19 protein-coding genes are annotated in these 18,711 nt (G+C 73.6%); all 19 read left to right on the top strand.

The window, feature by feature from the left end; genetic code table 11:
* Positions 1-171 precede the first annotated feature (171 nt).
* The 19 genes from pafA to ABTY61_RS24025 all read left to right on the top strand — a co-directional run bounded on the left by pafA (position 172) and on the right by ABTY61_RS24025 (position 18,629).
* On the top strand, positions 172-1,533 hold the full coding sequence (pafA, locus tag ABTY61_RS23935) for a Pup--protein ligase (protein ID WP_350507089.1): 1,362 nt from the start codon (positions 172-174) through the stop codon (positions 1,531-1,533).
* A 135-nt stretch (positions 1,534-1,668) separates the two neighbouring features.
* Complete coding sequence (locus tag ABTY61_RS23940; protein WP_350507090.1) at positions 1,669-2,658, top strand: FKBP-type peptidyl-prolyl cis-trans isomerase; 990 nt, start codon at positions 1,669-1,671, stop codon at positions 2,656-2,658.
* A 217-nt stretch (positions 2,659-2,875) separates the two neighbouring features.
* Positions 2,876-4,195, top strand: a complete 1,320-nt coding sequence (locus ABTY61_RS23945; protein ID WP_350507091.1) for an FKBP-type peptidyl-prolyl cis-trans isomerase — start codon at positions 2,876-2,878, stop codon at positions 4,193-4,195.
* 175 nt (positions 4,196-4,370) lie between these two features.
* Positions 4,371-4,754, top strand: coding sequence for an FKBP-type peptidyl-prolyl cis-trans isomerase (locus tag ABTY61_RS23950; protein ID WP_350507092.1), 384 nt, complete (start codon positions 4,371-4,373; stop codon positions 4,752-4,754).
* A 199-nt stretch (positions 4,755-4,953) separates the two neighbouring features.
* A complete protein-coding gene (locus tag ABTY61_RS23955) occupies positions 4,954-5,934 on the top strand; it encodes a helix-turn-helix transcriptional regulator (protein WP_350507093.1) in 981 nt (326 codons plus the stop codon).
* A complete protein-coding gene (locus ABTY61_RS23960; protein ID WP_350507094.1) occupies positions 5,931-6,887 on the top strand; it encodes a helix-turn-helix transcriptional regulator in 957 nt (318 codons plus the stop codon). The genes ABTY61_RS23955 and ABTY61_RS23960 overlap by 4 nt, the downstream gene beginning before the upstream one ends.
* A gap of 27 nt (positions 6,888-6,914) precedes the next feature.
* A complete protein-coding gene (locus ABTY61_RS23965; protein ID WP_350507095.1) occupies positions 6,915-7,121 on the top strand; it encodes a hypothetical protein in 207 nt (68 codons plus the stop codon).
* A gap of 21 nt (positions 7,122-7,142) precedes the next feature.
* On the top strand, positions 7,143-7,319 hold the full coding sequence (locus ABTY61_RS23970) for a hypothetical protein (RefSeq protein ID WP_350507096.1): 177 nt from the start codon (positions 7,143-7,145) through the stop codon (positions 7,317-7,319).
* 212 nt (positions 7,320-7,531) lie between these two features.
* Positions 7,532-7,831, top strand: coding sequence for a Sec-independent protein translocase subunit TatA (gene tatA / locus ABTY61_RS23975; RefSeq protein WP_350507097.1), 300 nt, complete (start codon positions 7,532-7,534; stop codon positions 7,829-7,831).
* A gap of 145 nt (positions 7,832-7,976) precedes the next feature.
* Positions 7,977-8,870, top strand: coding sequence for a twin-arginine translocase subunit TatC (tatC, locus tag ABTY61_RS23980; protein ID WP_502895423.1), 894 nt, complete (start codon positions 7,977-7,979; stop codon positions 8,868-8,870).
* Between the two features lie 209 nt (positions 8,871-9,079).
* A complete protein-coding gene (locus ABTY61_RS23985) occupies positions 9,080-10,237 on the top strand; it encodes an NAD(P)/FAD-dependent oxidoreductase (RefSeq protein ID WP_502895424.1) in 1,158 nt (385 codons plus the stop codon).
* A 100-nt stretch (positions 10,238-10,337) separates the two neighbouring features.
* Positions 10,338-10,670 carry a (2Fe-2S)-binding protein gene (locus ABTY61_RS23990; protein ID WP_350507100.1) on the top strand — a complete coding sequence of 111 codons (333 nt, stop codon included), beginning with the start codon at positions 10,338-10,340 and terminating at the stop codon, positions 10,668-10,670.
* Positions 10,651-12,108: an FAD/NAD(P)-dependent oxidoreductase gene (locus tag ABTY61_RS23995; RefSeq protein WP_350507101.1), complete on the top strand. Its 1,458-nt coding sequence runs from the start codon at positions 10,651-10,653 to the stop codon at positions 12,106-12,108. Before ABTY61_RS23990 ends, ABTY61_RS23995 begins: the two co-directional genes overlap by 20 nt.
* Positions 12,109-12,281: 173 nt before the next feature.
* Entirely contained in the window at positions 12,282-13,145 is an 864-nt protein-coding gene (locus ABTY61_RS24000; RefSeq protein WP_502895425.1) for a dihydrodipicolinate synthase family protein, read from the top strand.
* A 119-nt stretch (positions 13,146-13,264) separates the two neighbouring features.
* Positions 13,265-14,269: a proline racemase family protein gene (locus ABTY61_RS24005; RefSeq protein ID WP_350507103.1), complete on the top strand. Its 1,005-nt coding sequence runs from the start codon at positions 13,265-13,267 to the stop codon at positions 14,267-14,269.
* Positions 14,270-14,306: 37 nt separating this feature from the next.
* Entirely contained in the window at positions 14,307-15,671 is a 1,365-nt protein-coding gene (locus ABTY61_RS24010; protein ID WP_350507104.1) for an aldehyde dehydrogenase family protein, read from the top strand.
* 62 nt (positions 15,672-15,733) lie between these two features.
* Positions 15,734-16,750, top strand: coding sequence for a proline racemase family protein (locus ABTY61_RS24015; RefSeq protein ID WP_350507105.1), 1,017 nt, complete (start codon positions 15,734-15,736; stop codon positions 16,748-16,750).
* 122 nt (positions 16,751-16,872) lie between these two features.
* On the top strand, positions 16,873-17,772 hold the full coding sequence (locus ABTY61_RS24020; protein WP_350507183.1) for an ornithine cyclodeaminase family protein: 900 nt from the start codon (positions 16,873-16,875) through the stop codon (positions 17,770-17,772).
* A 146-nt stretch (positions 17,773-17,918) separates the two neighbouring features.
* Positions 17,919-18,629, top strand: a complete 711-nt coding sequence (locus tag ABTY61_RS24025; protein ID WP_350507106.1) for a GntR family transcriptional regulator — start codon at positions 17,919-17,921, stop codon at positions 18,627-18,629.
* Positions 18,630-18,711 lie beyond the last annotated feature (82 nt).

The following is an 18,711-nucleotide window of genomic DNA, read 5'->3' on the forward strand; positions in this document are numbered from 1 at the left end:
GGCTGGCGCCGTGGAGCTTCAAGCCGACCTGACGGCTGGCCCCGGACAAGCCCTGCCCGCCGCCTGACGGCAGGTGATCAGGCTACTGCGCTGTGTCGCTCTGCGACGCCAGTTTCAGGATTCGATTCGGCCACTGGCTGAGGTTGGTGGATTCCTCGAAAGAAGGTGCTCATGGACCGCCGGATTTTCGGGCTGGAGAACGAGTACGGCGTGACCTGCACGTTCCGCGGGCAGCGGCGGCTGTCGCCGGACGAGGTTGCGCGGTACCTGTTCCGCCGGGTCGTCTCCTGGGGCCGCAGCAGCAATGTCTTCCTGCGCAACGGTGCCCGGCTCTACCTCGACGTCGGCTCCCACCCCGAGTACGCCACCCCCGAGTGCGACGACGTGACCGAGCTGGTCACCCACGACAAGGCGGGCGAGCGCATCCTCGAAGGACTCCTGGTGGACGCCGAACGGCGGCTGCACGAGGAGGGCATCGCGGGGGACGTCTACCTCTTCAAGAACAACACCGACTCGGCCGGCAACTCCTACGGCTGCCACGAGAACTACCTGGTGGCCCGGCACGGCGAGTTCTCCCGGCTGGCCGACGTGCTCATCCCCTTCCTGGTGACCCGGCAGCTGATCTGCGGCGCGGGCAAGGTGCTGCAGACCCCGCGCGGCGCGGTGTACTGCGTCAGCCAGCGGGCCGAGCACATCTGGGAGGGCGTCAGCTCCGCCACCACCCGCTCCCGCCCGATCATCAACACCAGGGACGAGCCGCACGCGGACGCCGAGCGCTACCGCCGGCTGCACGTGATCGTCGGCGACTCCAACATGTCCGAGACCACCACCCTGCTCAAGGTGGGCTCCACCGACCTGGTGCTGCGGCTGATCGAGGCAGGCGTGGTGATGCGCGACCTCACCCTGGAGAACCCGATCCGGGCGATCCGCGAGGTCAGCCACGACCTCACCGGCACCCACCAGGTGCGCCTGGCCAACGGCCGCGAGGCCAGCGCGCTGGACATCCAGGAGGAGTACTACACCAAGGCCCTGGAGTTCGCCGACCGCAAGGGCATCAACACCGGCACCATCGCCCAGGTGCTCGACCTCTGGGGCCGCACCCTGGAGGCGGTGCGCAGCGAGCGGCTGGACACGGTGGCCACCGAGATCGACTGGATCATGAAGTACAAGCTCATCGAGCGCTACCGCGAGAAGCACGAGATGAGCATGTCCAACCCGCGGGTGGCCCAGATCGACCTCGCGTACCACGACATCCACCGTCGGCGCGGGCTGTTCTACCTGCTCCAGGGCAAGGGCCAGGCGAAGCGGGTGACCACCGACCTCAAGACCTTCGAGGCGAAGTCGATCCCGCCGCAGACCACCCGGGCCCGGCTGCGGGGGGACTTCATCCGCCGGGCGCAGGAGCAGCGCCGGGACTTCACGGTGGACTGGGTGCACCTCAAGCTGAACGACCAGGCGCAGCGCACCGTGCTGTGCAAGGACCCGTTCCGTTCGGTGGACGAGCGGGTGGAGAAGCTGATCGCCGGCATGTGACCGCCGGCAGATGATCGACTGCTGAGCCCCAGGCGTTGACCGGCCCCGGTGGTGTCTACCGGGGCCGGAGGCGTGCCGGGCATACGCTGTCCGTCGAGTCAGGAGAGCCGACTTCGACCGACAGTTAGGACCCCCGTGCGTCGCACCGCCGGTTTGCTTCTCACCCTGCCGTTGCTGCTCGCGGTCGCCTGCAGCAGCTCCACCAAGGCAGCCGGACCGGCGACGCCGTCCACCGCGAGCGCCGCCCCGACGGTGCCGGCGCCGGTGGGCGAGGCCTCCCCGATGCCCACCCTTTCGGGCGGCGGTTTCGGCAGCAAGGCCACCATCACCATCCCCGAGGGCCAGCAGCCCAGCGGCCAGTTCGTGGTGAACACGGTGACCGACGGCGAGCGGTCGACGGTCAACAAGGGCGACTGGGTGACGGTCAACTACACGGCGAAGGACTGGACCACCGGCAAGGACCTGCCCAGCTCCTACGACGACAACGGCAAGCCGCAGCTCTACCAGGCCGGCAGCGGGCAGCTGGTGCCGGCGCTGGACCAGAGCGTGATCGACAAGAAGGTCGGCACCCGGCTGCTGGTGGTGGCCCCGCCGGCGGCCGCCTTCGGCGAGCAGGGCTCGACCCAGCTGGGCGTCAACAAGGGCGACACCGTGGTGTTCGTGCTGGACATCGTGGAGGCGCTGCCGCAGGACTCCACGCTGACCGGGAACATGACCGAGCCGGCCGCGACGCTGCCGCAGGTCAAGGACAACGGCAAGGCGGCGGCGGGGATCACCGTCCCGGCCGGGCAGGCCGCCCCGACCGACCTCCAGCAGGCGGTGCTGATCAAGGGCGAGGGCAAGCAGGTCAAGTCCGGGCAGACCCTGATCGTGCAGTACACCGGGGTGCTGTGGAGCAACGGGCAGCAGTTCGACACCTCCTGGACCCATGGCGGCGCCCAGGCCGTGCAGATCGGCACCGGCAGCGTGATCGAGGGCTGGGACAAGGGACTGGTGGGGCAGAACGTGGGCAGCCGGGTGCTGCTGGTGGTGCCGCCGGCACTGGGGTACAAGGACCAGGCGCAGGGCTCGGTGCCGCCGAACTCCACGCTGGTCTTCGTGATCGACATTCTGGAAGCGGTCTAGCGGGCGCTCTAGGAAGTCGCCGGGAGGATTCCGTACGCTTGGGCGGACGCTCGTACAACGAAGCGTCCGCCCTCATCCTGAGCTGTCATACTGCCCTCGCACTGTGGCAGGCGCCGCCCGGCGCCGAGGTCCGGGGCGGACGGGTACGGCGGCAGGCCGGCGCTCACCACGCCGGGCGCAGACCTGGAAGACCTCGTGGCGAGATGGATGGGGAGTCATGACTGAGAAGACGCCGAGCCCGGGCGGGGCCGGCACCGCGGCGAACGACGGTTCTGCGGGTGACCCGACCGCCTCTCGCCCCGGCGGGCAGATCGCGGCGGACCGCGAGTCGATCGTCGTGCCCCCGGCGATCCTCGCGCAGCAGGCGGGCTGGGCGCAGCCCGGCGAGAAGCCGCGCGTGACCGGGACCAAGTCGGAGGACGAGGACGCCCCGCAGATCTTCGCCAGCAATGTGCGCAAGGCCGACAGCTCGGAGGCCGGGTACGACGAGAACCCGCCCGGTGTCGGCAAGCTGGGCGTGATCCTCGGCACGGTGCTGGCCGTGCTGCTGGTCGGCAGCGGCATCACGCTGTACCTGGTGAACAAGGACTCGTCGAAGGACACCGCCGCGGCGGCCCAGCCGGACACGACGAAGTCCGCGCCGCCCACGCCGACCGCCGCCCCGGTGCCGCCGATCAAGGACAGCGCCAAGGTGCTGCCGACCGTCACCGGTGACTTCGGCAAGAAGGCCGACATCCAGGTGCCGGGCGAGGCCTCCGACGGCTCCTTCGTGGTGAAGGTGCTGTCCGAGGGCAGCGGCCCCAAGGTCGACAAGAACAACTGGACCTCGGTGGACTACACCGCCAAGGACTGGAACACCGGCAAGGACATCCCGAGCTCGTACGACGACAAGGGCAAGCCGCAGATCTTCCAGGCCGGCACCGACGCGCTGATCCCCGCGCTGGACCAGGCCGTGATCGGCAAGAAGGCCGGCAGCCGACTGCTGGTGGTGGCCCCGCCGGCGGCCGGTTTCGGCGACCAGGGCAAGCCGGACATGTCGATCGGCGCCAAGGACAACCTGATCTTCGTGATCGACATCCGCAACACCAATGCGCCCGACGCGGTGGTCAGCGGCACCGTCACCCCGCCGCCGGCGGACTTCCCGCAGGTCAAGGACAACGGCAAGAAGCCGGCCGACATCACCCCGGTGGCCGGCGCCAAGGACCCGACCGAACTGAAGACCCACGTCCTGATCAAGGGCACCGGTCCGGTGGTGGAGAAGGGCGAGAAGGTCGTCGTCCAGTACACCGGCGCGCTCGCCAAGGACGGCAAGATCTTCGACTCCTCGCTCAGCAAGGGCCAGGCGTTCTCCTTCCCGGTCGGCGGCGGCCAGGTCATCCAGGGCTGGGACCAGGGGCTGACGGGTCAGACCGTCGGCAGCCGGGTCGAGCTGGTGATCCCGGCCTCGCTGGGATACGGCGACAAGGGCCAGGGCGACATCCCGCCCGGCTCGACCCTGGTCTTCGTGGTGGACATCCTCGACGCCGGTCAGGGCTGATCCACTTTTCGGGGACAATGGACCGTGTGTGACCTTCGGGGGCGGCCGCGTGGCCGCGTCCCGACGGGCGGCGGGTGACCGTACTGTGGTCCGTCCGGGCTGAGGCCTGGACGGGCCGGGTGCGGGCGCCCGCCGCTTGGTCGTGTAGGGAATTGCGAACGTGAGAAGAGGGACCATGGCTGTGAACCTGAACGAGAAGCCCGAGATCGACTTCCCGATCGGCGACGCCCCGACCGAGCTGCAGATCCGCGACATCGTCGTCGGTGACGGCGAGGAGGCCAAGCGGGGTCAGAACGTCAGCGTCCGCTACGTCGGCGTGACCTTCGAGACCGGCGAGGAGTTCGACGCGAGCTGGAACCGGAGCCCCAACGAGTTCCGCTTCCCGCTGGGCGGCGGCCGGGTCATCAAGGGCTGGGACCAGGGTGTCGTCGGCATGAAGGTCGGCGGCCGTCGCGAGCTGACCATCCCCTCGCACCTGGCGTACGGCGACCAGTCGCCGACCCCGGCCATCCCGGCGGGTTCGACCCTGATCTTCGTGGTCGACCTGCTGGCCGTCTGAGCCTGCTGTGACCTCGGGCCGGACCCCTTCGGGGGCCCGGCCCGAGGGCGTCTCCGGGCCCGGAGGGCACGCTGCGGGGACCAGTCGCGGGACGCGGCTTTTGCAGTGCGTACCGCTACCGGTACGGTCGGTCCCGCCGGGTGAGCATCGCCCGGTTGGCGAACCCCGCGCGCGGCGCGGCACACCGGAAGGGTCAGCGATGGCGATCGCCAAGGCAGAGCGGCTGATGAATCTCGCCCTGTGCCTGATGAACACCAGACGTCCGCTCTCCAAGAAGGAGCTGCGGGAATCCATCGAGGCCTACCGCGAAGCCTGGCAGAACAGCAGCGAGGACGCCTTCAACCGGATGTTCGAGCGGGACAAGGACGACCTGCGCGAGCTCGGCCTGGTGATCGACGTCGACGAGAGCGCGCTGGACGGCGAGCTCGGCTACCTCGCCCGGGCGGACCGCAACCGGCTGCCGGAGATCGCGCTGGACGCCGAGGAGGCCGCCGCGCTGACCCTGGCCGCCCGGGTCTGGCAGCAGGCCAAGATGTCCGGCGCGGCCAGCGGCGCGCTGCAGAAACTGCGCGCGGCCGGGGTGCCGTTCGGCGAGGCCGAGGGCCGCACCGCCCTGGAGCCGCGCATCCCCGCCCGGGAGGCCGCGTTCGAGCCGCTGCTCACCGCCGCCCGGGACCGCCGTCCGGTCACCTTCGAGTACCGCAAGGCCGGGGCCTCGGCCGTCGAGCAGCGCAGTGTCGAGCCGTGGGCGCTGGAGTGCTGGCGCGGGCACTGGTACCTGGCCGGGTACGACCGGGACCGCGGCGACGCCCGGGTGTTCCGGCTCAGCCGGATCACCGGCCGGGTCAAGGCCAGGAGCGGGGCCTTCCTGGGCACCGTGCCCGAGCACGTGGACGTCCGGGCCACCGTGGCCAAGTTCGCCGGCGAGGGGGCCACCGCCACCGCGACCGTCCGGGTCCGCCGCGGCGCGGGCTTCCCGCTGCGTACCAAGGCGCTCGGCACCACCCGGGTGGACGAGGTCTGGGACGAGCTGGAGATCCCGTACGGCAACGGGCTGGGCGCCGACCTCGCCGAGTTCGGGCCCGACGTGCTGGTGCTCGGGCCGGAGGAGCTGCGGGCTGATGTGGTCGACCGGCTGCGGGCGGTCGCGGGGCTGGACACGGAGGACGTTCGGGCATGAGCAATGCGATCGACCAGACGCGACGGATGCTGTCGCTGGTCACCTACCTGCGCGAGCGGCCCGGGGCCGAGGTCGCCGAAGTGGCGCGGGCGTTCGGGATCAGCGAGCGCGAGCTGATCGCCGACCTCAACGTGCTGCCGATGTGCGGTACCAGCTTCCGCGGCGGTGACCTGCTCGACATCGACACCGACGGCGAGCGGATCTGGTGGCACAACGTCGACGACGTGGCCCAGCCGCTGCGGCTGGCCGCCGACGAGGCCACCGCGCTGCTGGTCGCCGCCCGGGCGGTGGCCGGGCTGCCCGGACTGCGGGCCGGGGACCGCGAGGCCCTCACCCGGGCCGTCGCCAAGATCGAGAACGCCGCGGGGGAGAGCGCCGAGGGCAGCGCCCGGGTCGGCGTGACCTTCGAGGCCGAGAGCCACGTCTTCGCCGACATCGACCGCGCGCTCAGCGAGGGCCGTCGGCTCTGGCTGCGCTACTACTCGCACGGGCGCGGCGGGATGACCGAGCGCGAGGTCGACCCGATCCGGCTGCTCACCGAGGGCCACACGTACCTGGAAGCCTGGTGCCGGACATCGGAGGACCACCGGATGTTCCGGCTGGACCGGGTCGCCGAGATCCGCGTCCTGGACGTCCCCGCCGACCCGCCCCGGCGCGAGCCGCGCGACCTGAGCGGCGGGTTGGTCAACCCCGCTGCGGACGACCCGGAGGTGGTGGTCGAGGTCTCCTCCGGCGGCCGCTGGGTCGCCGAGTACTACACCCACGACCGGGCCGAGGAACTGCCCGACGGTGGGCTGCGGATCACCCTGCGCAGTGCCGACCCCTCCCAGCTGCGTCCGCTGGCGCTGCGGCTGGGCCGGGACGGCCGGATCGTCTCGCCGCCCGAACTGGCCGAGCAGGCGCGCTCGGCCGCGCGGGAGGCGCTGGCCGGCTACGGGGAGGGGCGGGTCTGAGCGGTGGAGCCCGGGACGAGATTCAAGGTGTACTGCTCGCAGTGCCGGGAGAAGGTCGAGCTCCCGGCCGAGGAGTTCCGGCTGACCCTCGGCCGGACCCCGGCGCAGGCGCACTACAGCTTCGGCTGCCCGCTCTGCGGGGCGGCGGTCCGGAAGGCGGCCGGCGAGAAGATCGTCGAGGCACTCACCGCGGCGGGGGTGCGCACCATGCGGCTCGTCCCGGTGGAGGGGTGACCCCCGTATAGGGTGGGGCGCATGTCCTGGATGCTCGTCGCCGCCGTCCTGCTCGCCACCGCGGGCCTGCTGGTCCTCGGGGTCCTCGCGATCCGGCTCTGGCTGGACGTGCGGGCGCTCGCCAAAGGCGTGGACGCGGCCTCCCGGGCGCTGGCCGAGGCGGCGGGGGAGCTGGCCGCGGCCGTCCCCAGCCGTTAGCGCGGCCGTCAGCCGTTAGCACAGCCGGGGCATCGGCGGGTACGGGGGCTGCTGCCCGGAGGTAGGGGCGGGTTACGCTCTTCAGTGGCTCCTGAACCGCCGACCGGGGGCCGCTGTCCTGTTCGGGCGGCCGTCGTCGGGGCGTCATTCGCAGCGGTTACCATCCGCCGCGGGCGGCCTGCCGGGCCGCGGATGCTGAAGGTGGTCGACGCATGCGCTTCTCGATGACCGCGATCGTGGTGGTCGTGGTGGTTGCCATCGTGCTGTTCGGGGCCAAGCGGCTGCCCGAGCTGGCACGTTCGTTGGGGCAGTCGATGCGGATCCTCAAGAGCGAGGCCAAGGCGATGCGCTCCGACGGTGAGCAGGACGGGAGCGCGCCGTCCGCCCGGTCGGCGGCCCCGCCGGAGGTCTCGGCGCCGACGGTCAGGACCGTCCAGTCGGCTCCCGGCGCCTCGGCGACGGCCCGTCCGGTGGCCGAGCCCGGCGCGCCCGACGGCGACCGGCCGCGCTGAGCGCGGCGCGCGTGACGCGTGTGACGCGTGTGACGTACGTGACCACGGGGGCCCGTCGACCGGCGGGCCTCGACGCACGAGTTGAGGACCGGGGTTGAGCAAGCTCTCCAAGGCGCCGAAGGCGGACAAGGATCCTGAGGGGCGGATGGCCCTCGCCGACCACCTGCGGGAACTGCGCAACCGCGTGGTCAAGTCGGTCCTGGCGATCGTGGTGATCACCGTCATCGCGGCGTTCTACCACCGGCAGATCGAGAACTTCCTGCTGCAGCCGCTGCCGCGCTGCACGGCGGAGACCGCCGAGAAGTACCACGGCAAGTGCGCCCAGGTCTCCAACATCGGCCTGACCGCCGGTTTCACCTGGATGCTGAAGGTCTCGCTGACGGCCGGTGTGGTCGCCACGGTGCCGATCTGGCTGTACCAGGTGTGGGCCTTTGTGGCGCCCGGTCTGCACAAGCACGAGAAGAAGTACGCGGTCGTCTTCATGCTCTGCGGGGCGCCGCTGTTCCTGGCCGGTGTGGGTGTGGCGATCCTGGTGCTGCCGACCACGGTCGACGTGCTGATCTCGTTCACCCCGGACAAGACCACGCCGATCCTGCCGCCCGAGGACTACCTCGACATCGCGACCCGGATGGTGCTGGTCTTCGGTCTGGCCTTCGAGTTCCCGCTGCTGCTGGTGATGATGAACCAGGTCGGGATGGTCAGTGGCAAGCGGCTGCTCGGCTGGTGGCGGGGCATGGTCATGGGCATCACGGTGTTCGCGGCCTTCGCGACCCCGAGTGCCGACCCGGTGAGCATGCTGACACTGGCCGCGCCGATCTGGGCGCTGTACTTCGTCGCGGTGGGCATCGCGATCATGAACGACCGGCGCAAGCGCCGGAACAACCCGGACGCCGACCTGGACGACGAGGAGGCCTCGCACGTGGACCTCTCGGTGCAGCCGGTGGCGGGCGCGGAGCTGGTCCAGGCCTCGTCGGCGCCGGCGGCGGGCGCCGCGCCGGTGCCGGGGGCGCGCCGGGAGCAGATGGACGACATCACCTGAGCCGATGAGCGGTCGAGCCGCGCCGCCGCCACCGTCCATGAGTGGTTCGGTCGGTGAACGGTTCGGCCGGTGAGCGGTCGAGCCGGTGGCCCCGGTCCTCGCTTCGTGCGGGGGCCGGGGCCGCCTGCTGTTCCGAGGGGGCCCGGCGCTTGGTGCTTGGGCTCGCGGCTCTTGGCAGGGTTGATGGCATGTGACATATTACTGACGTGCTGAAGACCTGGACACCTCCGCTGGACGTCGTCGTGGTCGGCGCCGGAGTCGTCGGCGCCGCCTGTGCCTACTACGCCGCCCGAGCCGGGCTCGCCGTCGCCGTCGTCGACCGCGGGTCGGTCGCCGGGGGTACCACCGGGGCGGGCGAGGGCAACCTGCTGGTCTCCGACAAGGAACCCGGGCCCGAACTCGACCTCGCCCTGCTCAGCGCCCGGCTCTGGCACGAACTCGCCGAGCAGCTCGGCCCGGCCGTGGAGTACGAGCCCAAGGGCGGCGTGGTGGTCGCCTCGACCGAGGCCGGCCAGCAGGCGCTGCGGGCCTTCGCCGCCGGGCAGGCCGCGGCCGGGGTGACCGCCGAGGAAGTCCCGGCCGAGCGGCTGCACGAGCTGGAGCCGCACCTCGCCCCCGGGCTCGCGGGCGGCTACCACTACCCGCAGGACGCCCAGGTGCAGCCCGCGCTCGCCGCCGCCCACCTGCTGCGCGCGGCCCGCCGGATGGGTGCTGAACTGATCACCGGCGAGGAGGTGACGGCCCTGGAGCGCGGCCCGGACGGCGCGGTGCGCGGCGTGCGGACCGTCCGGCGCCGACTGGCCGCCCCCGCCGTGGTGAACGCCACCGGCGCCTGGGGCGCCGAACTGGCCGCGCTGGCCGGGGTGCACCTGCCGGTGCTGCCCCGGCGCGGCTTCGTGCTGGTCACCGAGCCGCTGCCGAGGGTCGTCCGGCACAAGGTCTACTCCGCCGACTACGTCGCCGACGTGGCCAGCGGCTCGGCCGGGCTGCAGACCTCCTCGGTGATCGAGGGCACCCCGGGCGGGCCGGTGCTGATCGGGGCCAGCCGGGAGCGGATCGGCTTCGACCGGACCCTCTCCCAGGAGGCGATCGGCCGGCTGGCCGCCGAGGCGGCGCGGCTGTTCCCGGTGCTCGCGGAGGTCGCCGTGCTGCGCACCTACCGGGGCTTCCGCCCGTACCTGCCGGACCACCTGCCCGCGATCGGGGAGGACCCCCGGGTGCCGGGGCTGTACCAGGCCTGCGGGCACGAGGGGGCCGGGATCGGGCTGGCGCCCGCCACCGGGCTGCTGATCGCCGAGCAGCTGACCGGGAAACGGCCGGAGCTGGACCTCGCGCCGTTCCGGCCGGACCGGTTCCCGGCGCAATGACGGTGCGGGTGCGGGTGTGAGTGCGGGTGGCAGCGCGAGGGGCGCCGGTGGAGGGCCCTCGCGCGATGGATCGGATGAGCTGGACGACGGAGACGACGGAATGGAGCAGCCGGTGACGCGTCGCCGAACCCCTGCCGGGCTGGTCGGGGCCGAACCCGGGCCCGGCCACCACATCGAGTTCGACGGGCGGTCCGTCCGCGCCCTGCCCGGGCAGTCGATCGCGGCCGCGCTCTGGGCCGACGGCGTGCTCGCCTGGCGCACCACCCGGACCGGCGGACGCCCGCGCGGGGCGTTCTGCGGGATCGGCTCCTGCTTCGACTGCCTGGCCACCGTGGACGGCCGGGCCAACCAGCGCCTGTGCCTGCTGCCCGCCGAGCCCGGCACCGTCGTCACCACCCAGGAGGGTCACGGCCGTGCCGACCTCGCCGTCTGAGCCGACCCGGCCCCCGGAGGCCGTCGGATCCTTCGACCTCGCCGTGGTGGGGGCCGGGCCGGCCGGGCTGGCCGCCGCCGTCACCGCCGCCGACCTCGGGCTGCGCTGCGTCCTGCTGGACGGTGCGGACCGACCCGGTGGGCAGTACTACCGGCACCCGGCGCCCGGGCTCGGCGCGCGCCGTCCGGACCGGCTGCACCACCGCTGGCCGGTGTACGCCGGGCTGGCCGCGCGGCTCTCCGCCCACCCGCGGGCCGACTTCCGCGGCGGACACCAGGTCTGGGCGCTGGAGCGGACCGCGGACGGCTTCGCGGTGCACATCACCCGCGGACCGCGGCCCGAGGACCGGACCACCCTCCGGGCCGGGGCGGTGCTGCTCGCCACCGGGGCGTACGAGCGGCAACTGCCGTTCCCCGGTTGGACCCTGCCCGGGGTGGTCACCGCGGGCGGCGCGCAGGCCATGCTCAAGGCCGGGCTGGTGCTGCCCGGGCGGCGGATCGTGGTGGCCGGCAGCGGGCCGCTGCTGCTCGCCGCGGCCTCCTCGCTGGTCGCCGCCGGGGCTGACGTCCCGGCGGTGGTCGAGGCGAGCGACTACCTCGGGTACGCCCGGCGCCCCGGCGTGCTGGCGGCCGTCCCCGCCAAGCTGGTCGAGGGCGCCGGGCACGGCGGCGCGCTGCTGCGGCACCGGGTACGGCTGCGGCCGCGCAGCGCGGTGGTGGAGGTGCACGGGTCGGACCGGGTCACCGCCGTCACCGTCGCCCGGCTGGACGCCGACTGGCGGCCGCTGCCCGGCACCGAGCGGCGGATCGCCTGCGACGCGCTCGCCGTCGGCCACGGGCTGCTGCCGCAGATCGACCTGGCCACCGAGCTCGGCGCGGACACCCTCGCCGGGCCGGACGGCGGTGTCGCGCTGCGGGTCGACGCCCGGCTGCGCACCTCCGTCCCGGGTCTTTGGTCCGCGGGGGAGACCAACGGCGTCGGCGGCGCGGACCTCGCGCTCGTCGAGGGGGAGCTGGCCGCGCACGCGGTCGCGGGGGTGCTGCCCGGGCGGGCGCTGCTGCGCCGGCGGTCGCGGCTGCGCGAGTTCGCCGCGCTGATGTCGGCGGCCCACCGGCCCGGGCCCGGCTGGACCGGGTGGCTGCGGCCGGACACCGATGTGTGCCGTTGCGAAGAGGTGCCGGTCGCGCGGATCCGGGAAGCGGTGGAGGAGCTGGGCGCGGGCGACCCCCGGACCGTCAAGCTGCTCACCCGGGCGGGAATGGGCTGGTGCCAGGGGCGGATGTGCGGTCCGGCCGTGGCCTGTCTGTCCGGTGCCGCGGCGCCGGGGGCGGACCGGCGGCCGATGGCCTGTCCGGTGCCGCTCTCGCAACTGGCGGCCGGGTCGGCCGGTGTTGCCGGTGTTGCCGATTCGGCCGGTCCGGTCGGTTCGGCGGAGTAGGCCGGGGCGTCGGGTGCGGTCCCGGTCGGCGGGGCGCGCGCCCGATCCGTCGGAACGCGTCGGGCGGGGAGTCTTGTCTCCGGCCTGTCGCTGTTTATAAAATGTCACACCTCACCAAGGAGCCCAACGTGTCCATCACCCCGCACGACACCACCCGCCCCTGGCGCGGCATCATGGTCGCCACCGCGATCCCGCTGCGCCCGGACCTCTCCGTCGACTACGACGCCTATGCCGAGCACGTCCGTTGGCTGATCGAGTCCGGTTGCGACGGCGTCGTCCCCAACGGCTCGTTGGGCGAGTACCAGACGCTCACCGCCGAGGAGCGCGCCCGGATCGTCGAGGTGGCGGTCGAGGCCGCCGGCGACGGCTCCCGGGTCATGCCCGGGGTCGCCGCCTACGGCAGCGCCGAATCCCGCCGCTGGGCCGAACAGGCCGCCGAGGCCGGGGCCGGCTCCGTCCTGCTGCTGCCGCCCAACGCCTACCGGGCCGACCAGGCCTCGGTGCGGGCCCACTACGCCGAGGTCGCCCGGGCCGGCCTGCCCGTCGTCGCGTACAACAACCCGATCGACACCAAGGTCGACCTGGTGCCCGCGCTGCTCGCCCAACTGCACGGCGAGGGTTCGATCGTGGCGGTCAAGGAGTTCAGCGGGGACGTCCGCAGGGCGTACGAACTCGCCGAGCTGGCGCCCGGGTTGGACCTGCTGATCGGTGCCGACGACGTACTGCTGGAGCTGGCGCTGGCCGGTGCGGTCGGCTGGATCGCCGGGTACCCGAACGCGCTGCCGGAGGCCTCCGTGGCGCTCTACCGTGCGGCCGTCGGGCACGACCTGGAGACGGCGCTGCCGCTCTACAAGTCGCTGCACTCGCTGCTGCGTTGGGACTCCAAGACCGAGTTCGTCCAGGCCATCAAGCTGTCCATGGACATCGCCGGGCGCCCCGGCGGCCCGGTCCGTCCGCCGCGCGGGCCGCTGGAGCCGGAGATCGAGGCGGCCGTGCGCGCGGCCACCGAGAAGGCGTTGGCCGAGGGCCTGTCGTAGTTCAAGTCGTAGTTCAAGTCGTGGTTCCAGTTGTGGTTCCCGTCGGCAGTCCCTGCCGGCCGGCCGGCTGTGGGGGCAGCCGGCCTCAACCGACCGTACCGTCAGAGGAGTTGTGAGGAATGCGCAGCCGTCACGTGTTCCACGCCGTCGACTCGCACACCGAGGGCATGCCGACCCGGGTGATCACCGGAGGCTTCGGCGTCATCCCCGGCGCCACCATGGCCGAACGCCGGGTGCACTTCCAGCAGCACCTGGACCACTTCCGCACCCTGCTGATGTACGAGCCGCGCGGGCACGCCGCGATGAGCGGCGCGATCCTGCAGCCGCCCACCCGGCCGGACGCCGACTTCGGCGTGCTCTACATCGAGGTCTCCGGGCTGCTGCCGATGTGCGGGCACGGCACCATCGGTGTGGCCACCGTCCTGGTCGAGACCGGGATGGTGCCGGTGGTCGAGCCGGTCACGACGGTACGGCTGGACACCCCCGCCGGACTGGTGATCGCCGAGGTGCGGGTCGAGGGAGGCGCCGCCAAGGCCGTCACCATCCGCAACGTCGCCTCGTACTCCGTCGCGCTGGACCGCAAGATCGAGGTGCCCGGCTACGGCACCGTCGGCTACGACCTCGCGTACGGCGGCAACTTCTACGCGATCCTGCCGCTCGCCGAGCTCGGGCTGCCGTTCGAGCGCGAGCGCAAGCAGGAGATCCTGGACGCCGGCCTCGCCCTGATGGCCGCGATCAACGCGGGCCCCGACCGGCCGGTGCACCCGGAGGACCCGTCCATCCACAGCTGCCACCACGTCCAGCTGCTCGCCCCCGGCTCCACCGCCGAACACTCCCGGCACGCGATGGCCATCCACCCCGGCTGGTTCGACCGCTCGCCCTGCGGCACCGGCACCTCGGCCCGGATGGCGCAGCTGCACGCGCGCGGCGAACTGCCGCTGGACCGGGACTTCCGCAACGACTCCTTCATCGGGACGACCTTCACCGGCCGGCTGGTGGCGGAGACCGAGGTGGCCGGGCGGCAGGCCGTGGTGCCCACCGTCACCGGGCGGGCCTGGGTCACCGGCACCGCGCAGTACTTCCTCGACCCGGACGACCCGTTCCCGGCGGGCTTCCTGCTCTGACGCTTTGTCTTGAACGTGCTCTGAAGGGCTGGTAGTCGTGACCATCACCTCGTACAACCCCGCCGACCCGTCCGACCTCGTGGTCGCCGTCGAGGCGCCCGGCGCCGAGGCCGTGCGGGCTGCCGTCGGACGGGCCCGGACCGCCCAGCGCGGCTGGCTCGCGGCCGGGGCGGGCGCCCGGTCGGCCGCGCTGGGCCGGATCGCCGAGGCCGTCGAGGCGCACGCCGGCGAGCTCGCCGCGCTGATCGTGCGCGAGGTCGGCAAGCCGCTCGCCGAGGCCCGGGGGGAGGTCGCCCGGACGGCGGCGATCTGGCGCTACTACGCCCAGGCGCCGTACGAGCCGTCCGGGGCGGTGCACGAGACCGCCGCCGGGCCCGGGCTGCTGCTCACCCGGCGCCGCCCGCACGGGGTGGCCGGGCTGATCGCGCCGTGGAACTTCCCGCTGGCGATCCCGAGCTGGAAGGCCGCGCCGGCGCTGGCGGTCGGCAACACGGCGGTGCTCAAGCCCGCGCCGGAGGCGACGGCGTGCGCGCTGCGGCTGGCGGAGCTGGCCTCGGCCGCCGGGCTCCCCGAGGACGTGCTCACGGTGCTGCCCGGTGGTGCCGAGGAGGGCGCGGCGCTGGTCGACGCGGCGGACGTGCTGTCCTTCACCGGCTCGACCGCGGTCGGCCGGGCCGTGGTGCGGGCCGCCACCGGGCGCGGGGTGCCGGTGCAGGCCGAACTCGGCGGCCTGAACGCGGCGTTGGTGCTGCCGGACGCGGACGTGGAGCTGGCAGCTGGGCACATCGCGGCCGCGATCGCCGGGTACGCCGGGCAGAAGTGCACCGCCACCAGCCGGGTGATCGCGGTGGGGGCGGCGTACGGGCCGCTGCGCGAGGCCCTGGTGAAGGCGCTGTCGGCGGTGGACGACGCGGTGTGCGGGCCGGTGATCGCCGCCGCCGCGCGGGAGCGGATGGTCACGGCGGTCGAGTCGGCCGTCGCCGCCGGGGCGAGCGTGCTCACCGGCGGGCGGGTGCCCGAGCGGGCCGGCTGGTACGTCGAGCCGACCCTGCTCGCCGACGTCCCCGCCCAACACCCGCTGGCGCGCGAGGAGTTCTTCGGCCCGGTCGCGGTGCTGCACGCGGCGGCCGACCTGGATGAGGCCATCGCGCTCGCCAACGACACCCCGCACAGCCTCGCCACCTCGGTGCACACCCGCAGCCTGGACGCGGCCCTGGCCGCCGCCGAGCGGCTCGACGCGGGCATGATCCGGGTCAACGCGCCGTCCAGCGGCGTCGACTTCCACCTGCCCTTCGGCGGGACCAAGGGGGCGGCCCACGGCGAGCGCGAACAGGGCCGGGCGGCGCTGGAGTTCTACACCGTCAGCCGGACGATCAGCGTGCTGCCGGGCGGGGGGCTGTGATGCCGGGTGCGGGTGCGGGTGCGGGTGCGGGTGCGGGTGCGAAGGCGGGGCCGGTGCTGTGCGTGAGCACCGTCGACTACCACACGGCGGGTGAGCCGTTCCGGATCGTGCTGGACGGAGTGCCCCCGATCCCCGGCGACAGCGTCGCCGAGCGGCGGGCCATCGCGATCGGCGCGGGCGGCAGCGCGACCGCGCCCCGGCCGAGCGCGCTGGACGAGGTCCGGCAACTGCTCGTCCGGGAGCCGCGCGGGCACGCCGGGATGTACGGCGGGTTCCTGGTGCCGCCGGACGACGACGAGGCCCACCTGGGCGTGCTGTTCTGGCACAAGGACGGCTACTCGACCGCCTGCGGGCACGGCACCATCGCGCTCGGTGCCTGGGCCGTGGACTCCGGGCTCGTCCCGGCCCCCGCGGACGGCGTGGCCCGGGTGCGGATCGACGTGCCCTCCGGGCGGGTCACCGCCCTGGTGCACCGGGCCGCCGGGCGCACCACCGGGGTCACCTTCCGCAACGTGCCGAGCCGGGTCAGTGCCCTGAAGCTGCCGGTCGAGACCTCGCGGGGCACGGTCGAGGTCGCCGTGGCGCACTCCGGGGCGTGCTACGTGTCGGTGCCGGCGGCCGCGGTCGGGCTCGCCGTCGAACCCGGCCTGCTGCCCGAACTCGTCGCGGTGGGGCGGGAGGTCAGGGCGCTGCTGGCCGGCTCGGCGGCGGTCGCCCACCCGACCGACCCGCGGCTGTCCGGGGTGTACGGGGTCGTGCTGTACGACGAACTGCCCTCGGCCGAAGGGGTGTTGAACCAGCGGAACGTGGTGGTGTTCGCGGACGGGCAGATCGACCGCTCGCCCTGCGGCTCCGGCACCTCCGCGCGCCTCGCGGTGCTCGCCGCCGAAGGGCGGATCGCGCCGGGGGAGGAGCTGCGGCACGAGTCCGTCATCGGCACGGTGTTCACCGGGCGGGTGGTGGCGGGCGGCGACCCGCTGGGGGAAGGCGTCGTCACCGAGGTCGGCGGCACGGCGTTCCGGACCGGCGAGCACCTGTTCGTCCTGGAGCCGGGGGACTCGCCGGGGTTCCTGCTGTGACCGGGGCGGCGGCGTTCGGGCCGGTGCGGCCCGGCCGGGGGCCGTCGGGGCCGGTGCCGACCGGAAAGGGACCGCTCGAACAGGGACTGCCCGGTGCGGGGGCTGAGCCGCTCCAGTACACCGTGCCGGGCACCGGCGGAGTCGGGCCCGCCGGGGCGGTGGGGGCGATCGAGCGGGCGCTGCTGGACGGGCTGGACCCGGAGGCGGCGCCCGCCCGATCGGCCGTCCCCGTACCCGCCGGCGAGCTGCTGCTGATGCCCGCCGCCGCCGGGCCGTACGCCGGGGTGAAGATCGCCGGGGTCGCGCCGGCCAACCCCGCGCGCGGGCTGCCCCGGATCACCGGCAGCTACCTGCTGCTGGACGGGCCGACGCTCCAGCCGCTGGCGCTGCTGGACGGCGCGGCCCTCACCGCCCTGCGCACGCCCGCCGTGACGGCGGCGGCGCTGGCGCGGCTCGCGGTCCCGGAGGCCGGGCACCTGGTGGTGTTCGGCTCCGGGCCGCAGGCCTACGGGCACCTGGACGCGCTGCTCACCGTCCGGCCGCTGCGGCGGCTCACCGTGGTGGCGCGCCACGCCGGCCGGGCGGCCGCGCTGGTCGCGTACGGGCGGGGGCTCGGGCTGGCGGCCTCGGCGGGCGGGCCGGAGGCGGTCGGGCAGGCGGATGTGGTGGTCTGCTGCACGACCGCGCGCACCCCGCTGTTCGACGGCGCGCTGGTGCCCGCGCACGCGGCCGTCGCGGCGGTCGGCTCGCACGAGCCGGACGCCCGGGAGGTGGACGAGGTGCTGGTCGGGCGGGCCGAACTGTACGTGGAGGCACGGGCCGTGGCAGCCCGGGAGGCCGGGGACCTGCTGCTGGCGGGCGCGCTCGGGCGGCGGCAGGTGTGGAACCTGGCCGAGCTGCTGCGCGGCGACGCGCTGGTGCCGGACGGGCGGCCGCGGTTCTTCAAGAGCGTCGGGATGGCCTGGGAGGACCTGGCGGTGGCTGCGGAGGTGTACCGGGCCGGGGTGTCGTCGTCGCCGTAGCGCGACCGTTGTGCCGACGGGTGGTCGCTGCCACCATGAACGTCGGCGGTGTCGGCTCCGACCCGGCGGTTCGGATCGTGGACTGTTGCACGCTCAACGTAACGTGACATTGTACGCTGGTGTTCTGCACCCACCGGAGGAACACCATGGCCGAGCTCAAGTCCCGCACCCTGATCTCCGTGCAGGAGCGGCTCCGCGACCAGGTCGCCCACGCGCTCCGGGCCGCCCTGATCTCCGGCGAACTGCGCCCCGGCGTCGTCTACTCCGCACCCGCCCTCGCGGCCGACTTCGGCGTCTCCGCGACCCCGGTCCGCGAGGCCATGCTCGACCTCGCCCGGGAAGGGCTGGTCGAGGCCGTCCGCAACAAGGGCTTCCGGGTCACCGAACTCACCGAGCGCGACCTCGACGACTACACCGGGATCCGCGCCCTGATCGAGGTCCCGACCGTCGGCCTGGTCACCCGCACCGCCACCGGGGAACAGCTGGAGCGGCTGCGCCCGCAGGCCGAGGCGATCGTCGCGGCCGCGCGCAAGCACGACCTGATCGGCTACCTGGAGGCGGACCGGCAGTTCCACCTCGACCTGCTCGGCCTGGCCGGCAACGCGCGGCTGGTGGAGGTGGTCGGCGACCTGCGCAAGCGCTCCCGGCTGTACGGGCTGACCCGGCTGGACGAGCAGGGGCAGCTGGTCTCCTCGGCGGAGGAGCACCTCGAACTGCTCGACCTGATGCTGAGCGGCGACGCGGAGGCGGCGGAGGCCTGCATGACCCGGCACCTCAGCCACGTCCGCTCGCTCTGGGCGGGGCAGCAGGAGGCGGCGGAGACGGAGCCCCCGGGGCTGCGGCTGCGGGCCCGGTAGGGACTAAACCACCCGGTCGGGTGAAGGATGGGAATCGGGCGTCGGGAGACGCTCGCGTTCTACGATGATGTTCTCGACATCG

It is taken from the genome of Kitasatospora sp. NPDC096128, assembly GCF_040303105.1.
GTDB lineage: Bacteria > Actinomycetota > Actinomycetes > Streptomycetales > Streptomycetaceae > Kitasatospora.

Coding starts and splice junctions, on each gene's coding strand:
- ABTY61_RS23970 (WP_350507096.1), top strand. CDS start 7,143: ATGTCCTGGATGCTCGTCGCCGCCGTCCTGCTCGCCACCGCGGGCCTG.
- tatA (WP_350507097.1), top strand. CDS start 7,532: ATGCGCTTCTCGATGACCGCGATCGTGGTGGTCGTGGTGGTTGCCATC.
- ABTY61_RS23950 (WP_350507092.1), top strand. CDS start 4,371: ATGGCTGTGAACCTGAACGAGAAGCCCGAGATCGACTTCCCGATCGGC.
- pafA (WP_350507089.1), top strand. CDS start 172: ATGGACCGCCGGATTTTCGGGCTGGAGAACGAGTACGGCGTGACCTGC.
- ABTY61_RS24000 (WP_502895425.1), top strand. CDS start 12,282: ATGGTCGCCACCGCGATCCCGCTGCGCCCGGACCTCTCCGTCGACTAC.
- ABTY61_RS24005 (WP_350507103.1), top strand. CDS start 13,265: ATGCGCAGCCGTCACGTGTTCCACGCCGTCGACTCGCACACCGAGGGC.
- ABTY61_RS24025 (WP_350507106.1), top strand. CDS start 17,919: ATGGCCGAGCTCAAGTCCCGCACCCTGATCTCCGTGCAGGAGCGGCTC.
- tatC (WP_502895423.1), top strand. CDS start 7,977: ATGGCCCTCGCCGACCACCTGCGGGAACTGCGCAACCGCGTGGTCAAG.
- ABTY61_RS23955 (WP_350507093.1), top strand. CDS start 4,954: ATGGCGATCGCCAAGGCAGAGCGGCTGATGAATCTCGCCCTGTGCCTG.
- ABTY61_RS23945 (WP_350507091.1), top strand. CDS start 2,876: ATGACTGAGAAGACGCCGAGCCCGGGCGGGGCCGGCACCGCGGCGAAC.
- ABTY61_RS23990 (WP_350507100.1), top strand. CDS start 10,338: ATGGAGCAGCCGGTGACGCGTCGCCGAACCCCTGCCGGGCTGGTCGGG.
- ABTY61_RS23960 (WP_350507094.1), top strand. CDS start 5,931: ATGAGCAATGCGATCGACCAGACGCGACGGATGCTGTCGCTGGTCACC.